General features: G+C 66.3%; 20 protein-coding genes. 6 read left to right on the forward strand and 14 right to left on the reverse strand.

Annotated elements, in window-relative coordinates; genetic code table 11:
- Positions 1-102: 102 nt before the first annotated feature.
- Both KIK15_RS10110 and KIK15_RS10115 read right to left on the reverse strand, forming a co-directional pair.
- Positions 103-681, reverse strand: a complete 579-nt coding sequence (locus KIK15_RS10110; RefSeq protein WP_214244091.1) for a hypothetical protein — start codon at positions 679-681, stop codon at positions 103-105.
- 146 nt (positions 682-827) lie between these two features.
- Entirely contained in the window at positions 828-1,031 is a 204-nt protein-coding gene (locus KIK15_RS10115) for a cold-shock protein (protein ID WP_020109852.1), read from the reverse strand.
- Between the two features lie 303 nt (positions 1,032-1,334).
- Here KIK15_RS10115 and KIK15_RS10120 point away from each other — a divergent pair, with 303 nt between their 5' ends.
- The 3 genes from KIK15_RS10120 (at position 1,335) to KIK15_RS10130 (ending at position 6,358) form a co-directional block, all read left to right on the forward strand.
- Positions 1,335-3,650 (forward strand): DEAD/DEAH box helicase, encoded by a 2,316-nt coding sequence (locus KIK15_RS10120; protein WP_214244092.1) that lies wholly within the window; start codon positions 1,335-1,337, stop codon positions 3,648-3,650.
- 105 nt (positions 3,651-3,755) lie between these two features.
- On the forward strand, positions 3,756-4,715 hold the full coding sequence (locus tag KIK15_RS10125) for a zinc-binding dehydrogenase (protein WP_214244093.1): 960 nt from the start codon (positions 3,756-3,758) through the stop codon (positions 4,713-4,715).
- Positions 4,716-4,786: 71 nt separating this feature from the next.
- Positions 4,787-6,358, forward strand: a complete 1,572-nt coding sequence (locus KIK15_RS10130; protein WP_214244094.1) for a stealth family protein — start codon at positions 4,787-4,789, stop codon at positions 6,356-6,358.
- Here KIK15_RS10130 and KIK15_RS10135 read toward each other — a convergent pair.
- Positions 6,315-7,265, reverse strand: coding sequence for a phosphodiesterase (locus tag KIK15_RS10135; RefSeq protein ID WP_214244095.1), 951 nt, complete (start codon positions 7,263-7,265; stop codon positions 6,315-6,317). The genes KIK15_RS10130 and KIK15_RS10135 overlap by 44 nt on opposite strands.
- Positions 7,266-7,356: 91 nt before the next feature.
- Here KIK15_RS10135 and KIK15_RS10140 point away from each other — a divergent pair, with 91 nt between their 5' ends.
- A complete protein-coding gene (locus tag KIK15_RS10140) occupies positions 7,357-7,974 on the forward strand; it encodes a nucleoside/nucleotide kinase family protein (RefSeq protein WP_214244096.1) in 618 nt (205 codons plus the stop codon).
- A gap of 8 nt (positions 7,975-7,982) precedes the next feature.
- Here KIK15_RS10140 and KIK15_RS10145 read toward each other — a convergent pair whose 3' ends face one another.
- From KIK15_RS10145 to ssd, 8 genes are all read right to left on the reverse strand, one after another.
- Positions 7,983-9,527 carry an HNH endonuclease signature motif containing protein gene (locus KIK15_RS10145; RefSeq protein ID WP_214244097.1) on the reverse strand — a complete coding sequence of 515 codons (1,545 nt, stop codon included), beginning with the start codon at positions 9,525-9,527 and terminating at the stop codon, positions 7,983-7,985.
- 39 nt (positions 9,528-9,566) lie between these two features.
- Positions 9,567-9,893, reverse strand: coding sequence for an Rv3654c family TadE-like protein (locus KIK15_RS10150; RefSeq protein ID WP_307851822.1), 327 nt, complete (start codon positions 9,891-9,893; stop codon positions 9,567-9,569).
- Between the two features lie 38 nt (positions 9,894-9,931).
- Positions 9,932-10,294, reverse strand: a complete 363-nt coding sequence (locus KIK15_RS10155; protein ID WP_307851823.1) for a TadE family type IV pilus minor pilin — start codon at positions 10,292-10,294, stop codon at positions 9,932-9,934.
- A gap of 17 nt (positions 10,295-10,311) precedes the next feature.
- Complete coding sequence (locus KIK15_RS10160; protein WP_214244557.1) at positions 10,312-10,518, reverse strand: DUF4244 domain-containing protein; 207 nt, start codon at positions 10,516-10,518, stop codon at positions 10,312-10,314.
- Positions 10,519-10,584: 66 nt separating this feature from the next.
- Positions 10,585-11,184 (reverse strand): type II secretion system F family protein, encoded by a 600-nt coding sequence (locus KIK15_RS10165; protein WP_214244099.1) that lies wholly within the window; start codon positions 11,182-11,184, stop codon positions 10,585-10,587.
- Complete coding sequence (locus KIK15_RS10170) at positions 11,181-12,011, reverse strand: type II secretion system F family protein (protein ID WP_250324431.1); 831 nt, start codon at positions 12,009-12,011, stop codon at positions 11,181-11,183. Before KIK15_RS10170 ends, KIK15_RS10165 begins: the two co-directional genes overlap by 4 nt.
- Positions 12,008-13,189 (reverse strand): TadA family conjugal transfer-associated ATPase, encoded by a 1,182-nt coding sequence (locus tag KIK15_RS10175; RefSeq protein WP_214244100.1) that lies wholly within the window; start codon positions 13,187-13,189, stop codon positions 12,008-12,010. Before KIK15_RS10175 ends, KIK15_RS10170 begins: the two co-directional genes overlap by 4 nt.
- Positions 13,186-14,250: a septum site-determining protein Ssd gene (gene ssd, locus KIK15_RS10180; RefSeq protein ID WP_214244101.1), complete on the reverse strand. Its 1,065-nt coding sequence runs from the start codon at positions 14,248-14,250 to the stop codon at positions 13,186-13,188. Before ssd ends, KIK15_RS10175 begins: the two co-directional genes overlap by 4 nt.
- A 364-nt stretch (positions 14,251-14,614) precedes the next feature.
- Here ssd and KIK15_RS10185 point away from each other — a divergent pair, with 364 nt between their 5' ends.
- On the forward strand, positions 14,615-15,436 hold the full coding sequence (locus KIK15_RS10185) for an HAD family hydrolase (RefSeq protein ID WP_307851824.1): 822 nt from the start codon (positions 14,615-14,617) through the stop codon (positions 15,434-15,436).
- A 363-nt stretch (positions 15,437-15,799) separates the two neighbouring features.
- On the opposite strand, the gene KIK15_RS10190 is transcribed toward KIK15_RS10185, so the two are convergent.
- The 3 genes from KIK15_RS10190 to KIK15_RS10200 all read right to left on the reverse strand — a co-directional run bounded on the left by KIK15_RS10190 (position 15,800) and on the right by KIK15_RS10200 (position 18,141).
- Positions 15,800-16,246, reverse strand: coding sequence for a hypothetical protein (locus tag KIK15_RS10190; protein ID WP_214244102.1), 447 nt, complete (start codon positions 16,244-16,246; stop codon positions 15,800-15,802).
- Entirely contained in the window at positions 16,243-17,052 is an 810-nt protein-coding gene (locus KIK15_RS18760; RefSeq protein ID WP_214244103.1) for a NucA/NucB deoxyribonuclease domain-containing protein, read from the reverse strand. Before KIK15_RS18760 ends, KIK15_RS10190 begins: the two co-directional genes overlap by 4 nt.
- A gap of 339 nt (positions 17,053-17,391) precedes the next feature.
- Entirely contained in the window at positions 17,392-18,141 is a 750-nt protein-coding gene (locus KIK15_RS10200; RefSeq protein ID WP_214244104.1) for an oxidoreductase, read from the reverse strand.
- A 236-nt stretch (positions 18,142-18,377) separates the two neighbouring features.
- Here KIK15_RS10200 and KIK15_RS10205 point away from each other — a divergent pair, with 236 nt between their 5' ends.
- Positions 18,378-20,099 carry an ABC transporter family substrate-binding protein gene (locus tag KIK15_RS10205; protein ID WP_214244105.1) on the forward strand — a complete coding sequence of 574 codons (1,722 nt, stop codon included), beginning with the start codon at positions 18,378-18,380 and terminating at the stop codon, positions 20,097-20,099.
- Positions 20,100-20,183: the final 84 nt, after the last annotated feature.

Here is a 20,183-nt window from a genome sequence, read left to right on the forward strand (position 1 = left end):
CGCCAATTGAACGGGTTACTCATCGTGACAGACGTCGCCACCCACTCTCCGACGACCAGCGCACAAGAGGCATAGCTGCAGCTCACAGCCAGTTGCGCCGGGTCAGTTGACCGGCCAGTATTGGTGGCTGCGCTCGCCGTCGGGCGGCGCGCCGATCGATTCCATCAGTCGGTTCATCCGCCGACGACCGGCGATTCGCAGCGCCGGATGGGGTCCACGGGTGCCCACCAGGGTGGGGGCGATTCCCGCACGCATCAGGGCAGTGGCCAGCGGGGCGTGGGTGTCGGGGGCGTGGGGGTCGAGTCCCAGCAGGTAACGGTCTTCTTCACGACGTCCAGCCGCGATGGCCCAGATGCGCAGAGCCCGCGGCGACGGCACCCAGTCGGCGGGCATCGTCTTGACCGCACCCTTGATCCACGACCGGGCGAACGCGTCGAGCTGCTTGCTGGTTTCGGTGCGGGCCATCGGCGACCCCTCGTCGGACCGCGCGACGTGTGCGCGCACCCCGCACCGCACGATCTCCACCACCAACGCATCGGCGCGCCACTGCTCGTCGACCACGATGGATACGCGGCTGCCGGCCGGCGAGGTCATCGACTGTCCGTGCGCGGCAAAGAGTCCCGACAGATCCTCGAGTACGGGATCGTCGGTCTCGGCCGAGAAGAACGACAGCTGACCCACGCTGAAAACCCTACTGTAGAACGTGTGATCGAAACGCCTCAAACACACCGCCCCCGGTGATCCCGCTGATGCGGGGCCGGGGGCGGTGGTCGCCTGGGTCACGCGCGTTGGCGCGTGCGAGGAGTGGAGATCTACAGGCTGGAGACCTACAGGCCGCGGACGCCGGTGGCCTGCGGGCCCTTGGTGCCCTGTCCGACCTCGAACTCCACGCGCTGGTTTTCCTCGAGGGTACGGAAACCGGATCCCTGGATCTCGGAGTAGTGGACGAACACGTCGTCCGGACCGTCGTCAGGAGCGATGAAGCCGAAGCCCTTCTCCGCGTTGAACCACTTCACAGTTCCCTGTGCCATTCTTGCTTTCCTTTACTCAACTGGTGCGGCGCGGAAGTGTCACCGTGCCGGGCCCGTTCCGACCGCCATACCGACTGGCGACGTTTGCGGACAGGCCGCGCACTAACCTTCAGTACCACGCTCGCAACAACGATCTCGGGGGGCTGACAAACGAATGGGAGCTCCCCGAAAGCTGCGACCGCGGACAGTCAATCATGCGGACGCCACCGACGACAGTCGAGTAATCAGATTGATCAGCATGCCGCCCGAATTCGTCGTTTCGATACCGATCCGTGACTGTTCGGACGCCTCCGGAAGTCGATCGTGAGCCCAGACCAGTCGTTCGGGCGCGGGTTGCTCGACCGCACGCTGGCCGGGGTGGATCCGGAACGCTCCCCTGTCACATATGAACGTGTGATCGCCTCGCAGGCAGCACAGTTCGCCGATTGGCCGGACTGGGTGGACGATCCGGTGCGCGCCGCATTCGCCGACGTGGGGGTGCGTCGACCGTGGTCACACCAGGTGGTCGCGGCCCAGCATGCGCACGCCGGCGAGCACGTGGTGGTGGCCACCGGTACCGCCTCGGGCAAGTCGCTGGCCTACCAGGTGCCCATCCTGTCGGATCTGCGTGCGGACAACCACGCCACCGCGTTGTACCTGGCTCCGACAAAGGCACTGGGTGCCGACCAGATCCGTTCACTCACAGCGCTTGTCGGGGGACGACGCGAGTTCGCACACATCGCCGCGTGTGCCTATGACGGCGACACCGAACCCGATGTTCGTCGATGGGCGCGGGAACACTCGCGGTGGATCTTCACCAACCCCGACATGCTCCACATCGGTTTCCTTGGATCACCGGGGCGGTGGCGTCACTTCCTGCGACATCTGCGATACCTCGTGATCGACGAATGTCACCACTACCGAGGCGTTTTCGGCTCCCACACGGCTCTCGTCGTGCAACGGATCCTGCGGGTGGCGCGCGCGGCGGGTGCCACCCCGACCGTGATCGCAGCCAGTGCCACCGCAGGCGATCCCGCGGCGGCGTTGTCCACGCTCATCGGCGCACCGTGCGTGGCGGTCACCGAGGACGGGTCGCCACACGGAGAGCGGACGGTGGCCCTGTGGGAGCCCGGGTTCAGCGTGGGCTCGGGCGGGGAGAACGGCGCGCCCGTGCGTCGTTCGGCCGGCGCGGAGGCCGCCCGCATTCTCGCCGACCTGGTGATCGAGGGGGCGCGGACCCTGTGCTTCGTGCGCAGCCGCCGCGGCGCGGAGATCACCGCGCTGTCCGCACGCCAACTGTTGGCCGCCGCCGACCCCGAGTTGGTGCAGCGCGTGGCGGCCTACCGCGCGGGCTATCTGGCCGACGATCGACGTGAACTCGAGGCGGCGTTGAGCGACGGCACCCTGCTCGGGGTGGCGACCACCAACGCGCTGGAGTTGGGCGTGGACATCGCGGGCCTCGACGCCGTGGTGGTGGCCGGGTATCCGGGCACCGTGGCGTCGTTCTGGCAGCAGGCCGGACGAGCCGGGAGGCGCGGGGCGGGATCGCTGGTGGTGATGGTGGCCCGCGACGACCCACTGGACACCTATCTGGTGCACCACCCCGAAGCCCTGCTGGAGCGCCCGGTGGAGAAGAGTGTCACCGACCCCACCAACCCATATGTCCTGGGTCCGCACATGCTCTGTGCAGCAACCGAACTGCCGCTCACCGACGCCGACGTGGCGGCCTTCGGCGCGGCCGAGGTGGTGGCTGAGCTCACCGCGCAAGGTCTGTTGCGACGTCGGCCCGCGGGCTGGTATCCGGCGGCCGGCCTGGCGCCGCACGGTGACATCGACATCCGGGGCGGCATCGGTGGACAGGTGATGATCGTCGACGCCACCACCTCGCAACTGCTCGGCACGGTGGACACCGGCCGCGCCTTCTCCACCGTCCATCCTGGTGCGGTACATCTGCACCAGGGGCGATCGTTCGTGGTGGACGAGCTCGATCTCGACGACGGTCTGGCCCTGACTCATCCGGAGGACCCCGACTGGACCACGTCGGCGCGCGAGACCACGTCGATGGACATCACCGATGTAGCGGCCCAGTGGCAGAGCGGGCCGCTGGGCGTGGCCCTGGTCGATGTCGACGTCACCCATCAGGTGGTGGGCTACCTGCGCACCCTGCACACCGGCGAGGTCCTCGACGTGGTGGAGCTCGACATGCCGCCGACGACGTTGCACACACGAGCGGTGATGTACACGCTGACCCCAGAATCGCTGGAGGCCGTGGGCGTGAGCGCCGGACGATTCCCCGGTGCGCTGCATGCCGCCGAGCACGGCGCGATCGGGCTGCTGCCGTTGATCGCCACCTGCGATCGCTGGGACATCGGCGGGCTGTCGACCAACCTGCACCCCGACACCGGACTGCCGACGGTGTTCGTCTACGACGGCTATCCCGGCGGCGCCGGTTTCGCCGCGCGCGGGTTCGATGCGTTCGACACCTGGATTACGGCAACGCGAGATGCGTTGCGCGCCTGTCGATGTGAATCCGGCTGTCCGTCCTGTGTGCAATCACCCAAGTGCGGCAACGGAAATGAGCCCCTGGACAAGGCGGGGGCGATCGCGGTGCTGGATCTGATCCTTCGCTGTCTCGGTTGAGTCACAAACCGTACCACCCGGAATCGTCGACGCCCGCGCCAGCGCTGACACTGTCACAGGCCGACGGATCCGACGCCGACGGCGATCAACAGAAACGGAGACGCCATGAACAAGAAGTGGCTGTTCCACAGTGCGGGCGAGGACCTCGAACTGGTCGAAGGTCCCGATCTCACCGCCGGTCCGGATGAGGTGGTCATCGACGTCAAGGCTGTCGGACTGTGCCACTCGGACGTAGGCGTGATCGAGACCCCGGGCCAGTTCACCGCCTACAGCCCCATCGTCTTGGGGCACGAGATCGCAGGTGTCGTAAGGGAAGTCGGAGCCAACGTGACCGGCGTGGAGGTGGGTGATCGCATCGGCAACGGCTTGATCGCTCACCCGATCGGGGCCAACACGACCGGCGCCCCGGGCACCACCCGGGACGGCGGATATCAGCAGCAGGCGATCGTTCCTGCCTCCGAGATCATCAAACTCCCCGACGGCGTGAGCTTTGCTGAGGGAGCGTCGGCAACCGATTCGGTGGCCACCGCCTACCACGCCGTGAAGGTCGAAGGGCAGGTCGGTCCCGGGTCCGTGGTCGGGATCGTCGGCCTGGGTGGACTCGGCATGAGCGCTGTGCAGATCGCAAAGTTGTTGGGAGCACGGGTCTACGGGGCCGATATCAACGAAAAGGCATGCGCCCGTGCTGAAGAGCTCGGCGCCGACGGCACCTACGCGTCGGCAGCCGAGCTGGCCGTGCATCAGCCCGAGGTGATCTTCGACTTCGCCGGGGTGGGTGACACCACGGCCGATGCCATCAAGGCCGTCGGCGTGGGCGGCAAGGTGGTGCTGATCGGATTGTCCAACCTGACGGTCACCCTCGACGCCCACGCGATGATCTTGGGCTACAAGTCGCTGCTCACCTCCCTGGGCACCGGTAAGGACGAGATCACGCAGGTCTACGACCTCATCGATCAGGGCAAGATCGAGATGACCATCGAGGAGATCGGTTTCGACGAGATCCCCGCCGGCCTCAAGCGACTCAGCGCCGGCGGCGTGGTGGGACGGCTGGTGGCGACCAGCTAGCGGCGTAGACTGCGCTCATACGCATTGGCTGACATCCGGGTTGTGCGTCACCTCGGCGGAAGGTCGGCCCGATGTCGAAGAAAATCTCGTCGCCCGCCCCTGGGTCTCTCTATCTGGTTCCCCCGACGCCGGGGGCGGTCACCGATGTACGCGATCGTGGCGACCTGATCGCCGACGCCGGACGGTTGGCGCTGCCGATCGGTCTGCTGACACCAGATGCGGCGACGGTGGCTGACCTCCTGCTGGTGCACGCCGTGCTCGATGCGGCGGGGGTGGCGCATATGTTGGTTCGTGGCAACGATCGACGGCCGGTGCTGGCCGTCGATCGTCGTCTGTATCCGGAGTTGCAGCAGGCTCTGGTCGCCGGGTGTCGGCAGGAACCGTTCTATGCCAAGACCGTCGACGACAAGGCGGCCAAGACAGTGCTGATCGCCGACGGGGTGCTGTCGCAGGCCGAGGCACCGACGATCCTGCGCGTGTTCCGACCGCGGGTGGATGTCGCCAGCGGGCTGCGCTACGGCGCCGATGGGGCGGTACAGATCGAGCTGTGGACGTGTGGCAGCACCGAGATCGTTGCGCCGGTGGAGAATTCGTTGACTCGGCGGACAATGGCCGCCGACGAGGTGGTTTTCGGCACGGTGCGACGGTACGGGGTGGACTTCTCGACGATCGAGTCGATGTTCGACCCACAGTCACACGACATCGACTTCGACATCGACATCGTCTTCTCCTGGGTGGACGGCACCTCGGCGGCCTTCCAGGCGCAACGTGCCACGAGGATGCAGAGTTATGTCGTCGGCTACGGCGATGATTCGGCGGCTCGATACCGACAGATCGACGAGCTGAGGTACGCGCTGCGTTCGGTGCACATGTATGCGCCGTGGATCCGGCGGATCTTCATCGCCACCGATTCACCGGTCCCAGACTGGCTCGACGAACACGCCGGGGTGACGGTGGTGCGCAGTTCCGAGTTCTTCGCCGACGCCGCCGATCTGCCCACCCACAACTCGCAGGCCGTGGAAGCCCAGATCCACCACATCCCGGGGCTGAGTGAGCATTTCCTGTACTCCAACGACGACATGTTCTTCGCTCGAGCGGTGGACCCGCAGATGTTCTTCTCCCCCGGCGGGGTGAGCATGTTCATCGAGGCCGATGAGCGAATCGGTCTGGGTGCCAGCAACTCTGAACGCAGCGGGTTCGAGAACGCGGCGCGGGTGAACCGGCAGCTGCTGCAGACCCGGTTGCACACGCAGACCACACGTCACCTCGAACATGTCGCCACCCCACTGCGGCGTAGTGTGCTCTCGGCGATGGAACGGGAGTTCGGCGCAGAGTTCAGCGCCACCGCGGCAAGCACGTTTCGCAGCCGCGCGAACATCTCGGTGACCAACTCGCTCTACCACTACCACGCGCTGGGCACCGGCGCCGCCGTGGTGCAACGCAACGCGAAGGCCCGGTACATCGACACCACCACCGTGGCGGGCCTGCGATCGATGGACAAGCTGCTGCCCAAACGCGCGGTCGACTTCTTCTGCCTCAACGACGGCAGCTTCCCTGAGGTCGACCTCGACGAGCGGGCGCGCGCGGTGACCGCATTCCTCAAGCGCTACTTCCCGATTCCCGCACCCTGGGAGCGATCGTGACCGGGGCAGGAGCGATGTCCACGCCGCCGTGGGCCAGTCGCACCGCGGTCTGATCCGGCGTCACCAGTTCGCCCACCAGCGCACCGCCGCCGGGAGGCACAACCGAGGTGACGACGGTGTCGGCGTGGACGTGCACCACGTTGTAGCCCTGCGCGGCGTCACGGCCACGGGTGGTCCCGCGGACAACGGTCAGGTCTTGGGTGTAACAGGTTGCTGCACTGACAGATACCGGGATCCCAGCGAAGGTCGCGAAGGTCGAGTAGTGCAGGTGCCCGGCCAGGATCATCCGAACGTCACTGCCGCGCAACACCTCGGCCAGCCGATGCTGTTCACGCAGTTCCACCAGTACCGACAGGTCGAGAACCGACGGCATGGGCGGGTGGTGCATCACCAGGATGCTGCCGAGTGCGGCCGGGACAGCCACCACGTCGGCCAGCCAGGCCAGTTGCTCGTCGGTCACCTCGCCGTGATGACATCCGGGAACGGTGGTGTCGAGGGTGATCACGCGCAACCCGCGCAGATCGTGCACGGCGTCGACCGGCTCGGTCGATCCGGTGGTGTCGAGCAGGTGCGTACGGAACTGGGCGCGGTCGTCGTGATTGCCCATCGCCCAGATGATCTGGCCGCCCACCTCCCGCGCCAGCGGATCGATCATCGAGCGCAGGGTCTGGTAGGCGGCGGCCTCGCCGCGGTCGGCGAGGTCACCGCTGAGCACGATGGCGTCGGCGCGCACGCGGGAGGAGATGATGTCGTCGATGACCGAACGCAGACGTGCTTCGCTGTCGATGTCGCCGTAAAGCGATCCCTGATCGGTGAGGTGAAGGTCGCTCAGGTGCAGGATGCGATGACTGGGGCGCGGGTACTCCGAGAAGCGGGCCACGGTTGGTCCTCGCCTTCCACGGGTCATGAGAGCGACCCGGTTCGCGCGAGCATCCCGACCGGATGACCGTCGTGGTCCAACGTAGACCCCGGGAGGACCGACCAGGTGAGGAGGAGTGATGGTGTCGGCAGACCTCGTGGCCGCCGCGCGTGAACTCGCGCGGGTGGGTGCTCGGAACCTGTTGGGTGTCACGGGTCCGCCGGGGGTGGGCAAGTCCACCCTGTGCGCTGGGTTGTGCGGCGCGCTCGGTGATGACGCCGTGGTGGTGGGGATGGACGGTTTTCATCTGGCTGGTGCTGAGTTGCAGCGACTCGGTCTGGCTGATCGCAAGGGGGCACCGGAGACGTTCGACGTCGGCGGCTACGTCGCACTGTTGGACCGATTGCGTTCGCAGACAGACGACGTCGTCTATGCCCCGGTTTTCGATCGATCTCTGGAGGAATCGATCGGATCGGCTGTGCGCGTGTCCGCGTCGATGCCGCTGGTGATCACCGAGGGCAACTATCTGCTGCTCGAATCGGGCGGCTGGTATCGGGTCCGTGCGCGACTTGACGAGGTCTGGTATCTCGATCTGGACGACGATGTGCGGCGTGACCGGCTGATCCGGCGGCATGAAATGTTCGGTCGGTCGCCGGACGCCGCTCGGGCGTGGGTGGCAGAGGTCGACGAACGCAACGCAGCGGTGATCGCCGCCACGCGTGAGCGGGCGGATCGGATTGTGATGCTAAACGCTTGACGGTCACCTCAGAACGGTGGAGCTGAGCCGTCATCGTGGTCGGCGTCGGCTTGTTCGCGTCGCATCCGGTTGCGGTTGCGCTCGGCGCGGCGGCGGGCGTGTTTGTCGGCGAGGCGGGTTCTGCGGCGGGTCGGTTCGTCTCCGCTGTCGCTCATGCGGGTGAAAGTAGCCGTCGGCGGCTCGAATTCGATGTCGTCGAGACCCGGGAAGATGTCGATCCCGGTGTGCACGGGACCATCCACGGTGACACCTTCGGGCGTGGTGACCGTGGACGTCAGGTGTCCGGTGTTCGGGTCGCGGAACTGGTCGTCGACAAAGCCGGTGAAGGTCTTGATCAGGTGGTGGAATCGGCATTTCGCACCGAGACCGTCCGGGGTGGTGTCGCCGCCGGCTGCTGGGTCGTCGTGATCGAACTCGTCCACGTGGTCGAGGTCGCAACCGAATGCGGGCTGATCACATCCAGGCCAGGTGCAGTACAGGTCGCGGATGCGTACGAAGCGATCGAGTGCGGCCGACGGGCGATAGGGGTCCGACGGCAGGAACGTGGGGACGGGCGCACCGGATACGGCGGCGTGCATCGGGGTGAGCTTCACGTCTGGGCGGGCGACGAGGTCGCGCACCTGATCGGCGCTGATCACCCCGTAGCCGTCGATGAAGCCTGGTGCTTGGCTCGTTCCGGCGACGGTGTCGGCCTGGGCCACCACGTGTACGTTCAGACGGGCCGGGGTGGCTACGGCGCCATCAGACATCGGGGCTGGCGCGGCATCGCTGGTGGCCGCGTCGCAGGAGTCGTTGCCGCACTGGCATTCCCACTCGGTTCCGGTGGTGATGCAGAACAGGGCATCGGAGCGCCGTGCGGTCCGCGACCGCCCGTCGTCGGCGCACACCGAGTCGCCGAGCTGTTCGACGCGCTTGGCCAGCAGTGCCACATTCTCGGCACTCATGGTGGCGTGCACGCCGCCCATCCCGTCCTCGTCGCGGCTGGTCCAGAAGCTGCGGTTGCTACGCGCCTCGTCACGACGAGCGCGCACGGCGTATGGGTCGTGGCGGTAGATGATGCGATCGACCATGTCCCGCAGCCGCCGATCTGACCACGATCCGCGACGCCGCAGCTGATCGGCGATCTCGGCGTCCACCTGATGGGCATAGTCGGTCCCCGACACGAGGTCGGTGCGAGAAACGATGGCGTATATGTGTTTAGGGGCGACCGCTCCGTCACGCAGACACTCCAGAACGCGCGGCAATCGGTCGCGCAGCGTGACCGCCCGGTCGAGCAGACCGGCCCCCGCTCCCGGGGAGATGTTGAGGACCGTGGCGATCGAGGTGGCGCACAGCGCCATCGCATCGAACACGCGAACATCGGATTCGGCAACCGGGTCGACGGTTTGCGCAGACATTTCGGCCGCCAAACGGTAGCGCTGCCACTCCAGGAACGAGAGGCCAGCGGTGACATGACGGAGTTCGCCAAGGATCCCGGCCGCGTCGAGGGCAGCAGGCTGCGCCGACACCCCCATCCCTGCCGGATCGATCTCCGGCCAACCCTTGTCGAACATGTGATCGAGTCTAGCACATACGTACGAGACGCGATCGGCTCACTCCGTGGGGCCGGCTCGGGCGATCGCCACCGCGTCACGGATACCGAACGGACCCAGAGCAACCCGGATCTTGACGGTCACCACCACATCGTCGACATCACGACGACACCGCGCCACCACCGCCCCGGATTCGGCGGCCAACGACCGTGCCGCCCCGCACGGATCAGCCTCCCCGAACAACACCCGCTGCGCTGCGGCCAGCGCAGCGAGATCGGCCGCGGACTGGGCGCGGTGGCGCGCGGACGCGGCCGCACCGAGGAACGTGACCACACCGACCAGGATCACCACCACCGCGACCACAGCCGCACCGAGCAGCGTCGCCACCCCACGATCATCGTCGAGAACCCCTCGAACCCAACGATTCACGGCGACTGCTGCGCAACCGGCTCGATGACCGCAGTGGCGGTGGCCCCCAGGTCGACACCCGGCAACATCGGCGACGACGCCCGCACCGACACCACCGCCCGATCACCCCGGACACTGATGTCCACCCCCGCCCCCGCCGGTGCCACCGAACGACCAGCATTGGACGCTCCGGCCGAATCCCCCTGTGCCGCAATCCGCGCCGCCTCCCGCGCAGCGTCGATGCAGCGAATGTGAGTACCCACCGCCAGCACCGAACCGACACCCAACACCAGCACCGCCACGATGGCGGCGATCGCGAACGCCGCCTCCACCGTGACCATGCCGCGCTCATCGGCCAGCAACCACCGCCACCAGCCCACGGCTGATCCGTTGGGACTCAGCCCACCGTGGTGTTCAGCGCCTTCGTGATGATCCCCGTCAGCGCCGACACGATGTTGTCGCCGGTGACAACCGTGTACAGAATCGCCCCGAAGGCCGCAGCCGCAATAGTGCCGATGGCATATTCTGCCGTCGACATGCCCTCGTCGTCTGCGACGACGATCAGCATCCGCGCTTGCATCCCGTGAATCCAGTTGCGCATCATCATCTTCCCCTCTCTCCAGCGGACGGTCCGCTGTAAGTTCTTGGTCGGCCACCACCGCGACGGCGTTCACAGCACGCCCCCACCCAGCACCCGCCCGGCCAGCCCGATGACCACCGGCACGATGCCCAGACACACGAACGCCGGCAGGAAACACAGGCCCAGAGGACCCGCCACAGCCACACCGGCACGCTCGGCGGCGGCGGCAGCGCGATCGGCCGCGCCCGCCCGCTCGGCCTCGGACAACTCTGTGAGACCACGCACCGGCGACGATCCGGCGCGCGCCGATCGGCGAGCCATCGCACTCAGCGACACCGCCGCCGGGGAGGCGTCATCGTCGACCTCCCACGCCTGAGCCGGGTCGGCCCCCAGTTCCAGCAGCTCCGCGGCGCGATGCAGAGTGTCGGCCAAACCCGCTGGGGCCGAACGTGAGACGACTTCGGCTGCGGCAGCCACCGGCATCCCGGCTCGTAGACACACCGCGAGCAAGTCGTAGCTGGCGGCCGTGGCGAACGGGTCGTCTCCGCCGCGCCGGACGCCGAGCCACCGGGCTTCACCCGGTGTTCGCGGCGGTGGCGGATCGATCCGACACTGCACCCAGCCGGGGGGCGGAACCAGCAGCAGCGCGACAGAACCCGAGGCCCCGGCCGCCAACCACAACGGGTTCACGGGGTGGCTACCTTCGCGGTGATCCGCTCGGTCCACCACAACCCGGTCGCCACCAGCGCGGTACCGATGACCAGCAGGATGCCGCCGAGTCCCGGCGAGACGAGCACCGACACCGGCGCCGCTCCCATCGCCTGCCCCAGGCCAACCCCTAGCAACGGCAACGCCGCCAACACTGCGGCCGTGGCCCGCGCGCCGGCCAACGCCGCCCGGGTGCGATCACTGAATCGTCTCCGCGCCAACAGGTCTGCGCGCACCGCATCCAGCAGGTCCGCCATCGGCAGGCCATGTTGCTCAGCGGTGCGCCACGCGACGGCCACCCGGTTCCACGACGACTGCTGAGGCGCCTGAGCAGACTCGATGCCCTCGGCGACATCGCCACCGAGCTCGGCCCGTCCAGCCATGCGGGTCAGCATCTGCGCCACTGCGCCGTGGACCGACGACTCGCCCCGGCCCGCGACCACATCGTCGGCGGCCTGCCGACAGGCGTGGGCGGGATGCGCCCCCACCGCGAGCTCGGCCACCATCACCCCCAGCGAATCGAGCAGCAGGTCGATGGCTTCGGCGTCATCACGCTCCCGACGCCGCACGTTGAGCCGATGTCGAATCGACAGGGCCACAACACCTCCGGCGATGAGGGCGGCAACCCCGGACCACAGCAGCAGACCAGCGCCGACCAGCGCAGCCACCAGCAGCGCCGGGAACGATCCGGCTCGGGGCACAGCGCCCTCGTCCAGGTGCAGGCACCGGTTCTCCGCGCGCCCACGTGGCCACAGTAGGAGCAGCGCAGCCACCGCAATCCCGACCAGACTCATTCCGACCGTGCTCATCGCGACACCCCTCGAGCCGCGATCAGGTCGTCAAGCAAGCCACGGTCCTGGGTGAAGCCGCTGTGACGCAACCAGATCGGCACCATCTGCACCCAGCCGTCGAGACCGCGGCGCACCATCGCGATCTCGCTGATCCCCCGCGCGCCGTGAGCATCCCGGTTGACTCCGACCACCACGTGTACCGCCGCCGCCAGCTGACTGTGCAGTGCGGCGCGGTCCATGCCGCCGAGGGCGGCCAGCGCCTCCATCCGCGCGGGAACTTCGGCGGTGGAGTTGGCGTGCAGCGTGCCGGCGCATCCTTCGTGTCCGGTGTTGAGGGCCGTCAACAGGTCCACCACCTCAGCGCCGCGCACCTCACCGACCACGATGCGGTCAGGCCGCATCCGCAGCGCTTGGCGCACCAGGTCGCGAACCGCCACCGCCCCAGCACCTTCCACGTTGGCGGTGCGCGCCACCAGACGCACCACGTGCGGGTGGGCGGGTGCCAACTCGACGGCGTCCTCCACGCACAGGATGCGTTCGCCGCGATCGACCCGGCCCAACATGGCCGAGAGCAACGTGGTCTTGCCCGCCCCGGTACCCCCGACCACCAGGAAGGACAGCCGCGCATCGACGATGGCGGTGATGTGCCCGGCCACCTCCGATGGGATGGCCCCGCGGTCGACGAGAGCACCGAGATGTTGCGTGGCGGGACGTAACACCCTCAGCGACAGGCACGTTCCGTCCACGCTGATCGGCGGGATGACCGCATGCAGGCGCACGCTGTAGCCGCGTCGGCCGACGCCCGACAGCTGCCCGTCCACCCAGGGAGCTGCGTCGTCGAGTCGCTTGCCTGCGGCCAATGCCAAGCGCGCCGCCAACCGGCGCACCGCAGCATCGTCGTCGAATCCGATGTCGCTGAGCGACAGACCCGCCCCCCGATCCACCCACACCTGCTGCGGACCCACGACCAGGATGTCGGCGACGTCGGGATCGGCCAACAGTTCTTCCAGCAGGCCGGCCCCCACCAGTTCGGTCTGCAGAAACCGCAACGCCTCCAACAGATCTGCATCGCCGAGGACACCTCCGGATTCGGAGCGGATCGCATCGGCCATCACCTGTGGGGTGGGGTCGGCGGACTCGGCAGCCAGCCGTTCTCGAACCCGGAACAGCAACGCAGCCCGGTCGCCGCCGCTCATGCCGCCATCCCGGAGGCCGCCACCGCGCGGTCGATGACGAGGTCGGCCGCGCGGCCCAGCTGGCTGCGTGCGGTGACCTGCAGACGCCCGTTCTCCACCTGCTCGGGTATCCCCCGCTGTGGGCGCATCGTGGTCAACAGGTCGATGCCGATGGTCCGGGCCATCGCCGAGGGGCGCAGTCCGCCCGGCGACGGTCCGCGAACCACCAGCTCCAGTCGGTCGGTGCTGCGGCGCAGAGCAGTGACCAGCTCCCGTGACGACGCGCAGCCGGTCACCGTCGCACAGGAGAGCACGACCAACAGATCCACCGCCTCGGCCACCGCAGTCACCACGTCGTCGGCACCGCGGGGGAGGTCGATGACCACCAGATCGCCGGCCGTCCGCCCGGCGTCGAGGACACCGAGCACGGTCTCGACGCCCACCGGACGGCGATCACCGCGTCGAGGTGCAAGAACGGCCAGGTCACGTGCGGCGTACGGCAGGGCGGCATGCAGGCTGTCGGCGAAGACACGTCCGCGTTCCAGCGTCAGATCCGACCAACGCAGGCCGGGTGTCTCCTCGGCACCCAGCACCAGGTCGAGCCCGCCGCCGAGGGGGTCGGCGTCGAGTAGCAACACGGTGCGGCCCAGTTCAGCGGCCCCACGGAGCCCGATCGCCGCCGACAGCAGCGATGCGCCGGCTCCCCCGTGACCGCCGATACAGGCGATGGCGGCTCCAGCCCGACGGCGGGGTGCCCGCAACCGGGTGAGCGCAGCCACCACATCGTGTTCGTCGGCGGGCAACACGTATCCGTCGACGGCGCCGAGCGTGACTGCCGAACGCCAGACCACCGGGTCCATCGTTCCGCCCGCCACGACCAGCACCGCGTCGCGACGAGGCCACCCCAGCTCCACCACCTGGGCCGCGATCGCAGCATCGATCACCACGGCGCGCGCGTCGGTCCAGGCGCGTCGCGCATTCTCGGCGGTGGCTGCGATGAGCTGATAGCCCGCGGCGGCGGCACATCGAGCCACATCGTCGGTCAGGTCGTCGCCCACCACGGACAGCAGCAAGTCGTTCATGGGGGAATGGTGACCCGAGCCGACGACGCAACTCCGGTGAGAACAGGCCAGATCAGGGGAATCTGTGGACAGGCCGGCAACTGTGGACAACAGCGCGTGCCAGGAACGAAGACCCTTGAATAGAGGACGACCCCGGCCAGGGGGGGAGGAGGCCAGGGTCGTCGCGTTTCAGCCCCGGGGGGTCGGGCTGAAAGCCCCGGATGAACCGGGTAACTGGAACTATACACACGCAACCCTGGACGACCGCAAGTCTTGAGCACTACTTACTGCCCAGTAGTTTTGGCGCGCTGACCTGGATGTTGACTGGTCAGATGACCAGCCAAAGCACCTCCGAGGCCGCGATCGCCCACGTACGCTTCTCGCCGTGACGCCATCCCCGCAGGGTGCCAGCGTAAACGGACAAATCGCCGCGTTCTTCGACCTGGACAAGACGATCATCGCCAAGTCCAGCATGTTGGCGTTCTCCAAGCCCTTCTATGACGAAGGTCTCATCAACCGGCGCACGGTGTTGAAGTCCAGTTACGCCCACTTCCTGTTCCTGCTGACCGCCGCCGACGAGGACCAGGTGGAACGCCTCCGTAAGCACGTCACGCAGATGTGTACCGGCTGGAACGTGGAGCAGGTCAGCGGCATCGTGGCCGAGACCCTCCACGACGTGGTCGACCCGCTGGTGTTCTCAGAGGCCGCCGACCTCATCGACAGCCACCGGGCCCGAGGTCACGAGGTGGTGATCGTGTCGGCGTCGGGCAGCGAGATCGTGACCCCGATCGGGCAGCTGTTGGGAGTCGACATCGCCCTGGCAAGTCAGATGAAGATCGTCGACGGCACCTACACCGGCGAGCTGGATTTCTACTGCTACGGCGAGAACAAGGCGATCGCTATGCGCGAGCTGGCCGCCGCGCGCGGCTACGACCTCGATCGCTGCTTCGCGTACTCCGATTCGATCACCGATCTGCCGATGCTCGAGGCCGTTGGCCGCCCGACCGTGGTCAACCCCGACCGCGCCCTGCGCAAGGTGGCAACTGCTCACGACTGGCCCGTGGCATCGTTCAGTCGAGCGGTCTCGCTGCGCGAGCGCATCCCGGGCAATCCTTCGCGCGGAGCGCTGGCCGGTGCAGCGGTAAGTGTGGGGGCAGCGGTGGCCGGCGGCATCACCTATGCGCTGATCCAACGCCGCGGACGATGAGCACACGCAAGAACCCTTGATGTGACGGCCGTCACGGTGTAGAACTGAATCACGGAAGAACGGACGGCAAAGCCCACTCCGGAAGAGAAGGATTGGACCCCCGTTCCGCGCTTCCCAGCACGGATACCAAGCACCCACGCGGAGCGCGCCGCGCAAGGCACAAGTGTTGCGGGCCTGCGACATCGAGGTAGTTCTGATCCTGATCAGCCTTTGGGTAGGCGATGAGAACCAGGGCCCCCGATTCATCGCCGAGGCCACCCACGCAACCCACCGAGCACGCTTGGTAACTCGGATCCGTGCTTGGCGGGCGGCCGATGATCCCCGGTGGATCACCGACCGCCCGCAGTGCTGTGTGCCAGATTGTCAGCCCGGCCGCACCGAGGTGAAGATCAACTCCACATGCTCAGCACCTCTCGGAGACGGGACGGATACCTCGCCACCGACGCGTACATCGGCGCGGCCCCGGATACGCGCAGTCAAGTCATACGAACCGGGTGGGACGACCGCGTTCTCCAACCCGCCGATCACTTCCGCAACCCCACCATTCGGACAACCGAGGGTCGCATCGGCGGTATAGGCGACCGCAAGCTCCACGATTTCGTCCCAGACGACAGTGTCGTCGGGTGCGGGCGGCTCGTCGATGTGGATCGCCAGGTTGACGTAGTTGATATCTGTCGACACAGAAACTTTGAGCACCTCCTTCGCGAACTGAGCGAACGGGTCGTGAGTCAATTCGCTGTTATCGCCATTCTTGGACCAGAGATAGAATTGAAAGTAGTAGACGAATATTTCGCCCTTGAAGACAGTCAAGGAAGCGTCACCTGGAACTTATCGCCATCGAACACTCGGTTGTCGCTGTAAAAGGACTGCAGCAGACCACCTTGCGAATTTTGCTCCGCCAGCGGGACCCACGCGATGATTGCATTCGCTCCACCCTCACTGGTCCCAGCAAACGGGTACTCGTCGCAAGACTTGTCGACAATCGCTGGATCAGCTGGTGGCAGAGCCTTCATTCGGGCAGCACTGCAAGCGGCCTGGCGGTTCGCACCAGTGGCACCCTTGTTACGGGTCAAAGTTGATGGCCGAAGATTCCAGAACGCGTTGCGAATGTTATTTGCAATGTAAGGTAGGCCAGACATTGTGGTGAGCACCGGCGTAACTGCAGGATTTATGCATCCTTGCTCATAGTACCTTTTCAGGCCTGGATTGTTGTCACACCGGAGGGTGTTTGGATCGTTGTAGGCGGGGGTCGTGATTGGTTCGGCGTCCGGGACGAGGAGGGTTGCCGTCATGCTGAATGTGCTGTTTCCCAGTGGCGCAGGCACTTCCATCGATCCTTGCGCCTGAAACGTTCCTGGCGATATCGCGACTGTGGTCGTCTGACCACTCTTAGCGGTGAAGATCAACTCTGAGGCCGGAAAATTGGGATCGATCAAGAAGCGGGTGGCGGTGACCCGAACCGTCCGGGTCAAGCTCTTGGGATTCAAGGTTTGATCGACTCCGATCAGGTAGGTCGCCTGAGCTATCACAGCTCCATCCTTGTCGAGCAGCCTGACCGGCAAAAAACTGTTCGCGCATACGGTGATCCGGTCGGCGGTACATGACGTATCTGTCACGGAAAGTGACTGAAGTAGCGACGGTGCGCTTCCAACCGGGGCCTTAGGTACGCCAGTGGTTATCGACTCAAACGGGCCAACTATGGAGCGACCGCCAGGGGGGGTGAAGCGTGCGCGAACGGCACCGAAGACAGTGCTGCGGTCGTGACCGCAAGCCCGACTGCACAGCGGATGATTCCACGAGAACGAGACATTGCCAACTTTCTTGGGGGATGGAATTTGATTGCGTTGAGCAACGTACATCCGACCGATACCCACGTCCACCCATTGTCCAATTTGTCTATATTCGTGTCCGACAATGGTTTGACAGCACCAGAAGGTGCAAAGCACGATTACTTCTCAGCGGCGGGCGTCGGCAATCGAGCGGGCTTCGGTTGCGCCGGCCACCAAACCCTCACAGTGCAGAATCAGCCATGCCGCGACCGCATCGGGAGAACCGGATGCGAAACCTTCCGCCGCAAAACGGTAGTCGTCGATGCGCCGAAGCCAGGTCACCTCGGGGACGGCAAGAGTGTGCGGATCCAAACCGGTGGCAGCCGACACCAGACGCGCCGCTGCGCGAGCCACCACGCCGTTGGCCACCGCGAACGGCGCCAACGCCAGCAACTCGCCGTGCACCACCCCGGCCACCACCGCCGCCGGCACCCGCGTACCCCCAGTCACCAACTGCGCCAACAGATCCAACCGTTCCGACACCTCGTCGTCGGCGCGGGGCCGTCCGATCACATCGGGGTCATCGGTCAGATCGGTCGCGGCCAGCAGATGCAGCTTGGCCAGTGCCTGCAGCGGCGCGCGAGTCCACACCCCCACCAACTGGTCCAACGAGTCGCCGGTCAACGCCAACGACACCCGCAGCGCCCCGGCCAACACCGGATCGTCGACCTGCTCGTCGCGGCGCAGCGCCCCGGTCACCCCGTCGATGGCCGCCGACGAATGCGCCGCCCGCCACGAGGCCTCGGTGGACGACTCCAACCAACCACGCAGGTTCACCGGGTGCCGATGCACGGCGGCGATCGCATCGGTCGCCGACGCAGCGGCAGCCGCCACCCCGGGCAGATGCAGCAGGCCCGCGAGGGGGTCGCGACTCATCACCAACCCCCCGCTGGACAGATGGCACTCATCCGCCCACTGTGTCACCGCACACAACCGGAGGTTTCACCGCCCAACCCAAGTCGGGCAATTCGGACACAATTGTTTCCACCACGTTGACTCTCAATCCTGCGCTATTGCCAACGCATGCGGATGTGGTTCGCTAACGTTCGGCCCGTGTTCGTCCACACGTAACGACCCATGGGCCGCTTACGTCCACACACCAGAGGGAATCGATGAAGTCCAGAAGACTCATGGCCGCCACCGTCGGCGTGGCCGTGGCCAGCATGGTCCTGTCCGCCTGCACCAGCTCAGACGACGATTCGTCGGACACGTCGAGCGGCTCGGCCAGCTCCGGCGCCGGCAACTCCAACCAGATCACTTACGCCTACGAGCAAGAGTTTTCCGGTTACAACAACGACAACGCCAACGCCAACGCGGTGGCCAACACCGTCGTGCTCAACCAGGTCTTCGGCTACTTCTCCTACGTCGACCCCAAGGGCAACATCCAGCGCAACACCGAGTTCGGCACCTTCGAGAAGACCTCGGACAACCCGCTGACGGTGAAGTACACAATCGACCCCAAGGCCGTGTGGTCGGATGGCGTGCCGGTGACCGCCAACGACTGGTATCTGTTCTGGCTCTCCCACAAGGGCAAGTACGACCAGTTCCAGCCCGCCAGCACTACCGGCATCTCCGACATCAACACCCCCACCGATGATCCGGCCGGCAAGACGTTCACCGTCACCTACGCCAAGCCCTTCGGTGACTGGCAGGTGGCGCTGGGTACCCAGAACCAGCCGCTGCTGCCCGCGCACGTGATCGAGAAGGCCACCGGCGTCAAGATCGCCGACGCGGTCAAGACCGGCGACAAGGCGTCCATCGACAAGATCGCCGACTTCTGGAACAACAAGTGGACCGGTTTCTCCCCCGGTCAGCTGCCCCCGGCCGATCAGATCCCGGCTTCGGGCCCGTACAAGATCGGCAGCTGGCAGGCCGGTCAGTCGATCACCATCGTGCCCAACGACAAGTACTGGGGCACCAAGCCGAAAAACGGCGGCATCGTCATCAAGTTCATCCCGCAAGAGCAGCAGGTGCAGGCTCTGCAAAACGGTGATGCCGACGTCATCGAGCCGCAGCCGAACATCGACCTCATCTCGTCGCTGAACAAGCTCGGCGATGCCGCCAAGCGCAACACCGGGGCCGGGTTCAGCTACGACCACCTCGATTTCAACTTCAAGAGCAAGTTCTCCAACCCGCTGCTGCGCTCGGCGATCGCCAAGTGCCTGCCGCGTCAGGAGATCTTGGACAAGCTGATCAAGCCCGTGGAGCCGAAGGCCGCATTGCTGCAGACGCGCATCTTCTACCCGTTCCAGGAGGGCTACGCCGACATCGCCAAGGCTTCCGGTGGCGAGACCTACGACAAGGTGGACATCGAGGGCGCCAAGGCTGACATCGCCAAGTCGGGCGTGACCGACCTGACCGTCAACGCCATCTACCTGGGCAACCCCAACCAGCGTCGCCAGCAGACCCAGCAGATCATCGCCGAGTCCTGCGGCAAAGCCGGGTTCAAGTTCAACGTCAAGGCACTGACCCCCAAGGAGTGGGGCGAGACCACCACCAAGGGCGCCTACGACGTGGCTCAGTTCGCCTGGAGCGGAAGCGGATTGGTGTCGGAGAACCCGCCGCTGTTCACCTCCACCAGCGACCAGAACTACGGCAAGTACTCCAACCCGCAGGTGGATCAGTTGCTGGCCAAGCTGGCCGAGACCAGCGATCGTCCCACCCAGCTCGACCTGACCAAGCAGATCGAGACCATCCTGTGGAAGGACCTCGCGACGATCCCGATCTTCGCGTGGCCGCTGCTGAACGCCTACAGCCCGCGGGTCAGCGGCGTGGTGCTCAACACCACCCAGACCCAGGCTGTGTTCAACGCCGCGACCTGGGTGAAGAACTAGCAGTACGCTCGAGCCGGGCAGGAGGGCCACCACGTGGTCGTCCTGCCCGGCTCGTGTCGTGAGATCCGTTGCAAACATGGAGAG

The organism is Williamsia sp. CHRR-6 (assembly GCF_018474015.1).
Classification (GTDB): domain Bacteria; phylum Actinomycetota; class Actinomycetes; order Mycobacteriales; family Mycobacteriaceae; genus Williamsia_A.

Bases quoted from the DNA above. Each gene is read 5' to 3' on its own strand.
- KIK15_RS10130 (WP_214244094.1), top strand. From the start codon at position 4,787: ATGTCGAAGAAAATCTCGTCGCCCGCCCCTGGGTCTCTCTATCTGGTT.
- KIK15_RS10160 (WP_214244557.1), bottom strand. From the start codon at position 10,518: ATGATGCGCAACTGGATTCACGGGATGCAAGCGCGGATGCTGATCGTC.
- KIK15_RS10140 (WP_214244096.1), top strand. From the start codon at position 7,357: ATGGTGTCGGCAGACCTCGTGGCCGCCGCGCGTGAACTCGCGCGGGTG.
- KIK15_RS10175 (WP_214244100.1), bottom strand. From the start codon at position 13,189: ATGAGCGGCGGCGACCGGGCTGCGTTGCTGTTCCGGGTTCGAGAACGG.
- ssd (WP_214244101.1), bottom strand. From the start codon at position 14,250: ATGAACGACTTGCTGCTGTCCGTGGTGGGCGACGACCTGACCGACGAT.
- KIK15_RS10170 (WP_250324431.1), bottom strand. From the start codon at position 12,011: ATGAGCACGGTCGGAATGAGTCTGGTCGGGATTGCGGTGGCTGCGCTG.
- KIK15_RS10115 (WP_020109852.1), bottom strand. From the start codon at position 1,031: ATGGCACAGGGAACTGTGAAGTGGTTCAACGCGGAGAAGGGCTTCGGC.
- KIK15_RS10200 (WP_214244104.1), bottom strand. From the start codon at position 18,141: ATGAGTCGCGACCCCCTCGCGGGCCTGCTGCATCTGCCCGGGGTGGCG.
- KIK15_RS10145 (WP_214244097.1), bottom strand. From the start codon at position 9,527: ATGTTCGACAAGGGTTGGCCGGAGATCGATCCGGCAGGGATGGGGGTG.
- KIK15_RS10125 (WP_214244093.1), top strand. From the start codon at position 3,756: ATGAACAAGAAGTGGCTGTTCCACAGTGCGGGCGAGGACCTCGAACTG.
- KIK15_RS10135 (WP_214244095.1), bottom strand. From the start codon at position 7,265: ATGACCCGTGGAAGGCGAGGACCAACCGTGGCCCGCTTCTCGGAGTAC.
- KIK15_RS10205 (WP_214244105.1), top strand. From the start codon at position 18,378: ATGAAGTCCAGAAGACTCATGGCCGCCACCGTCGGCGTGGCCGTGGCC.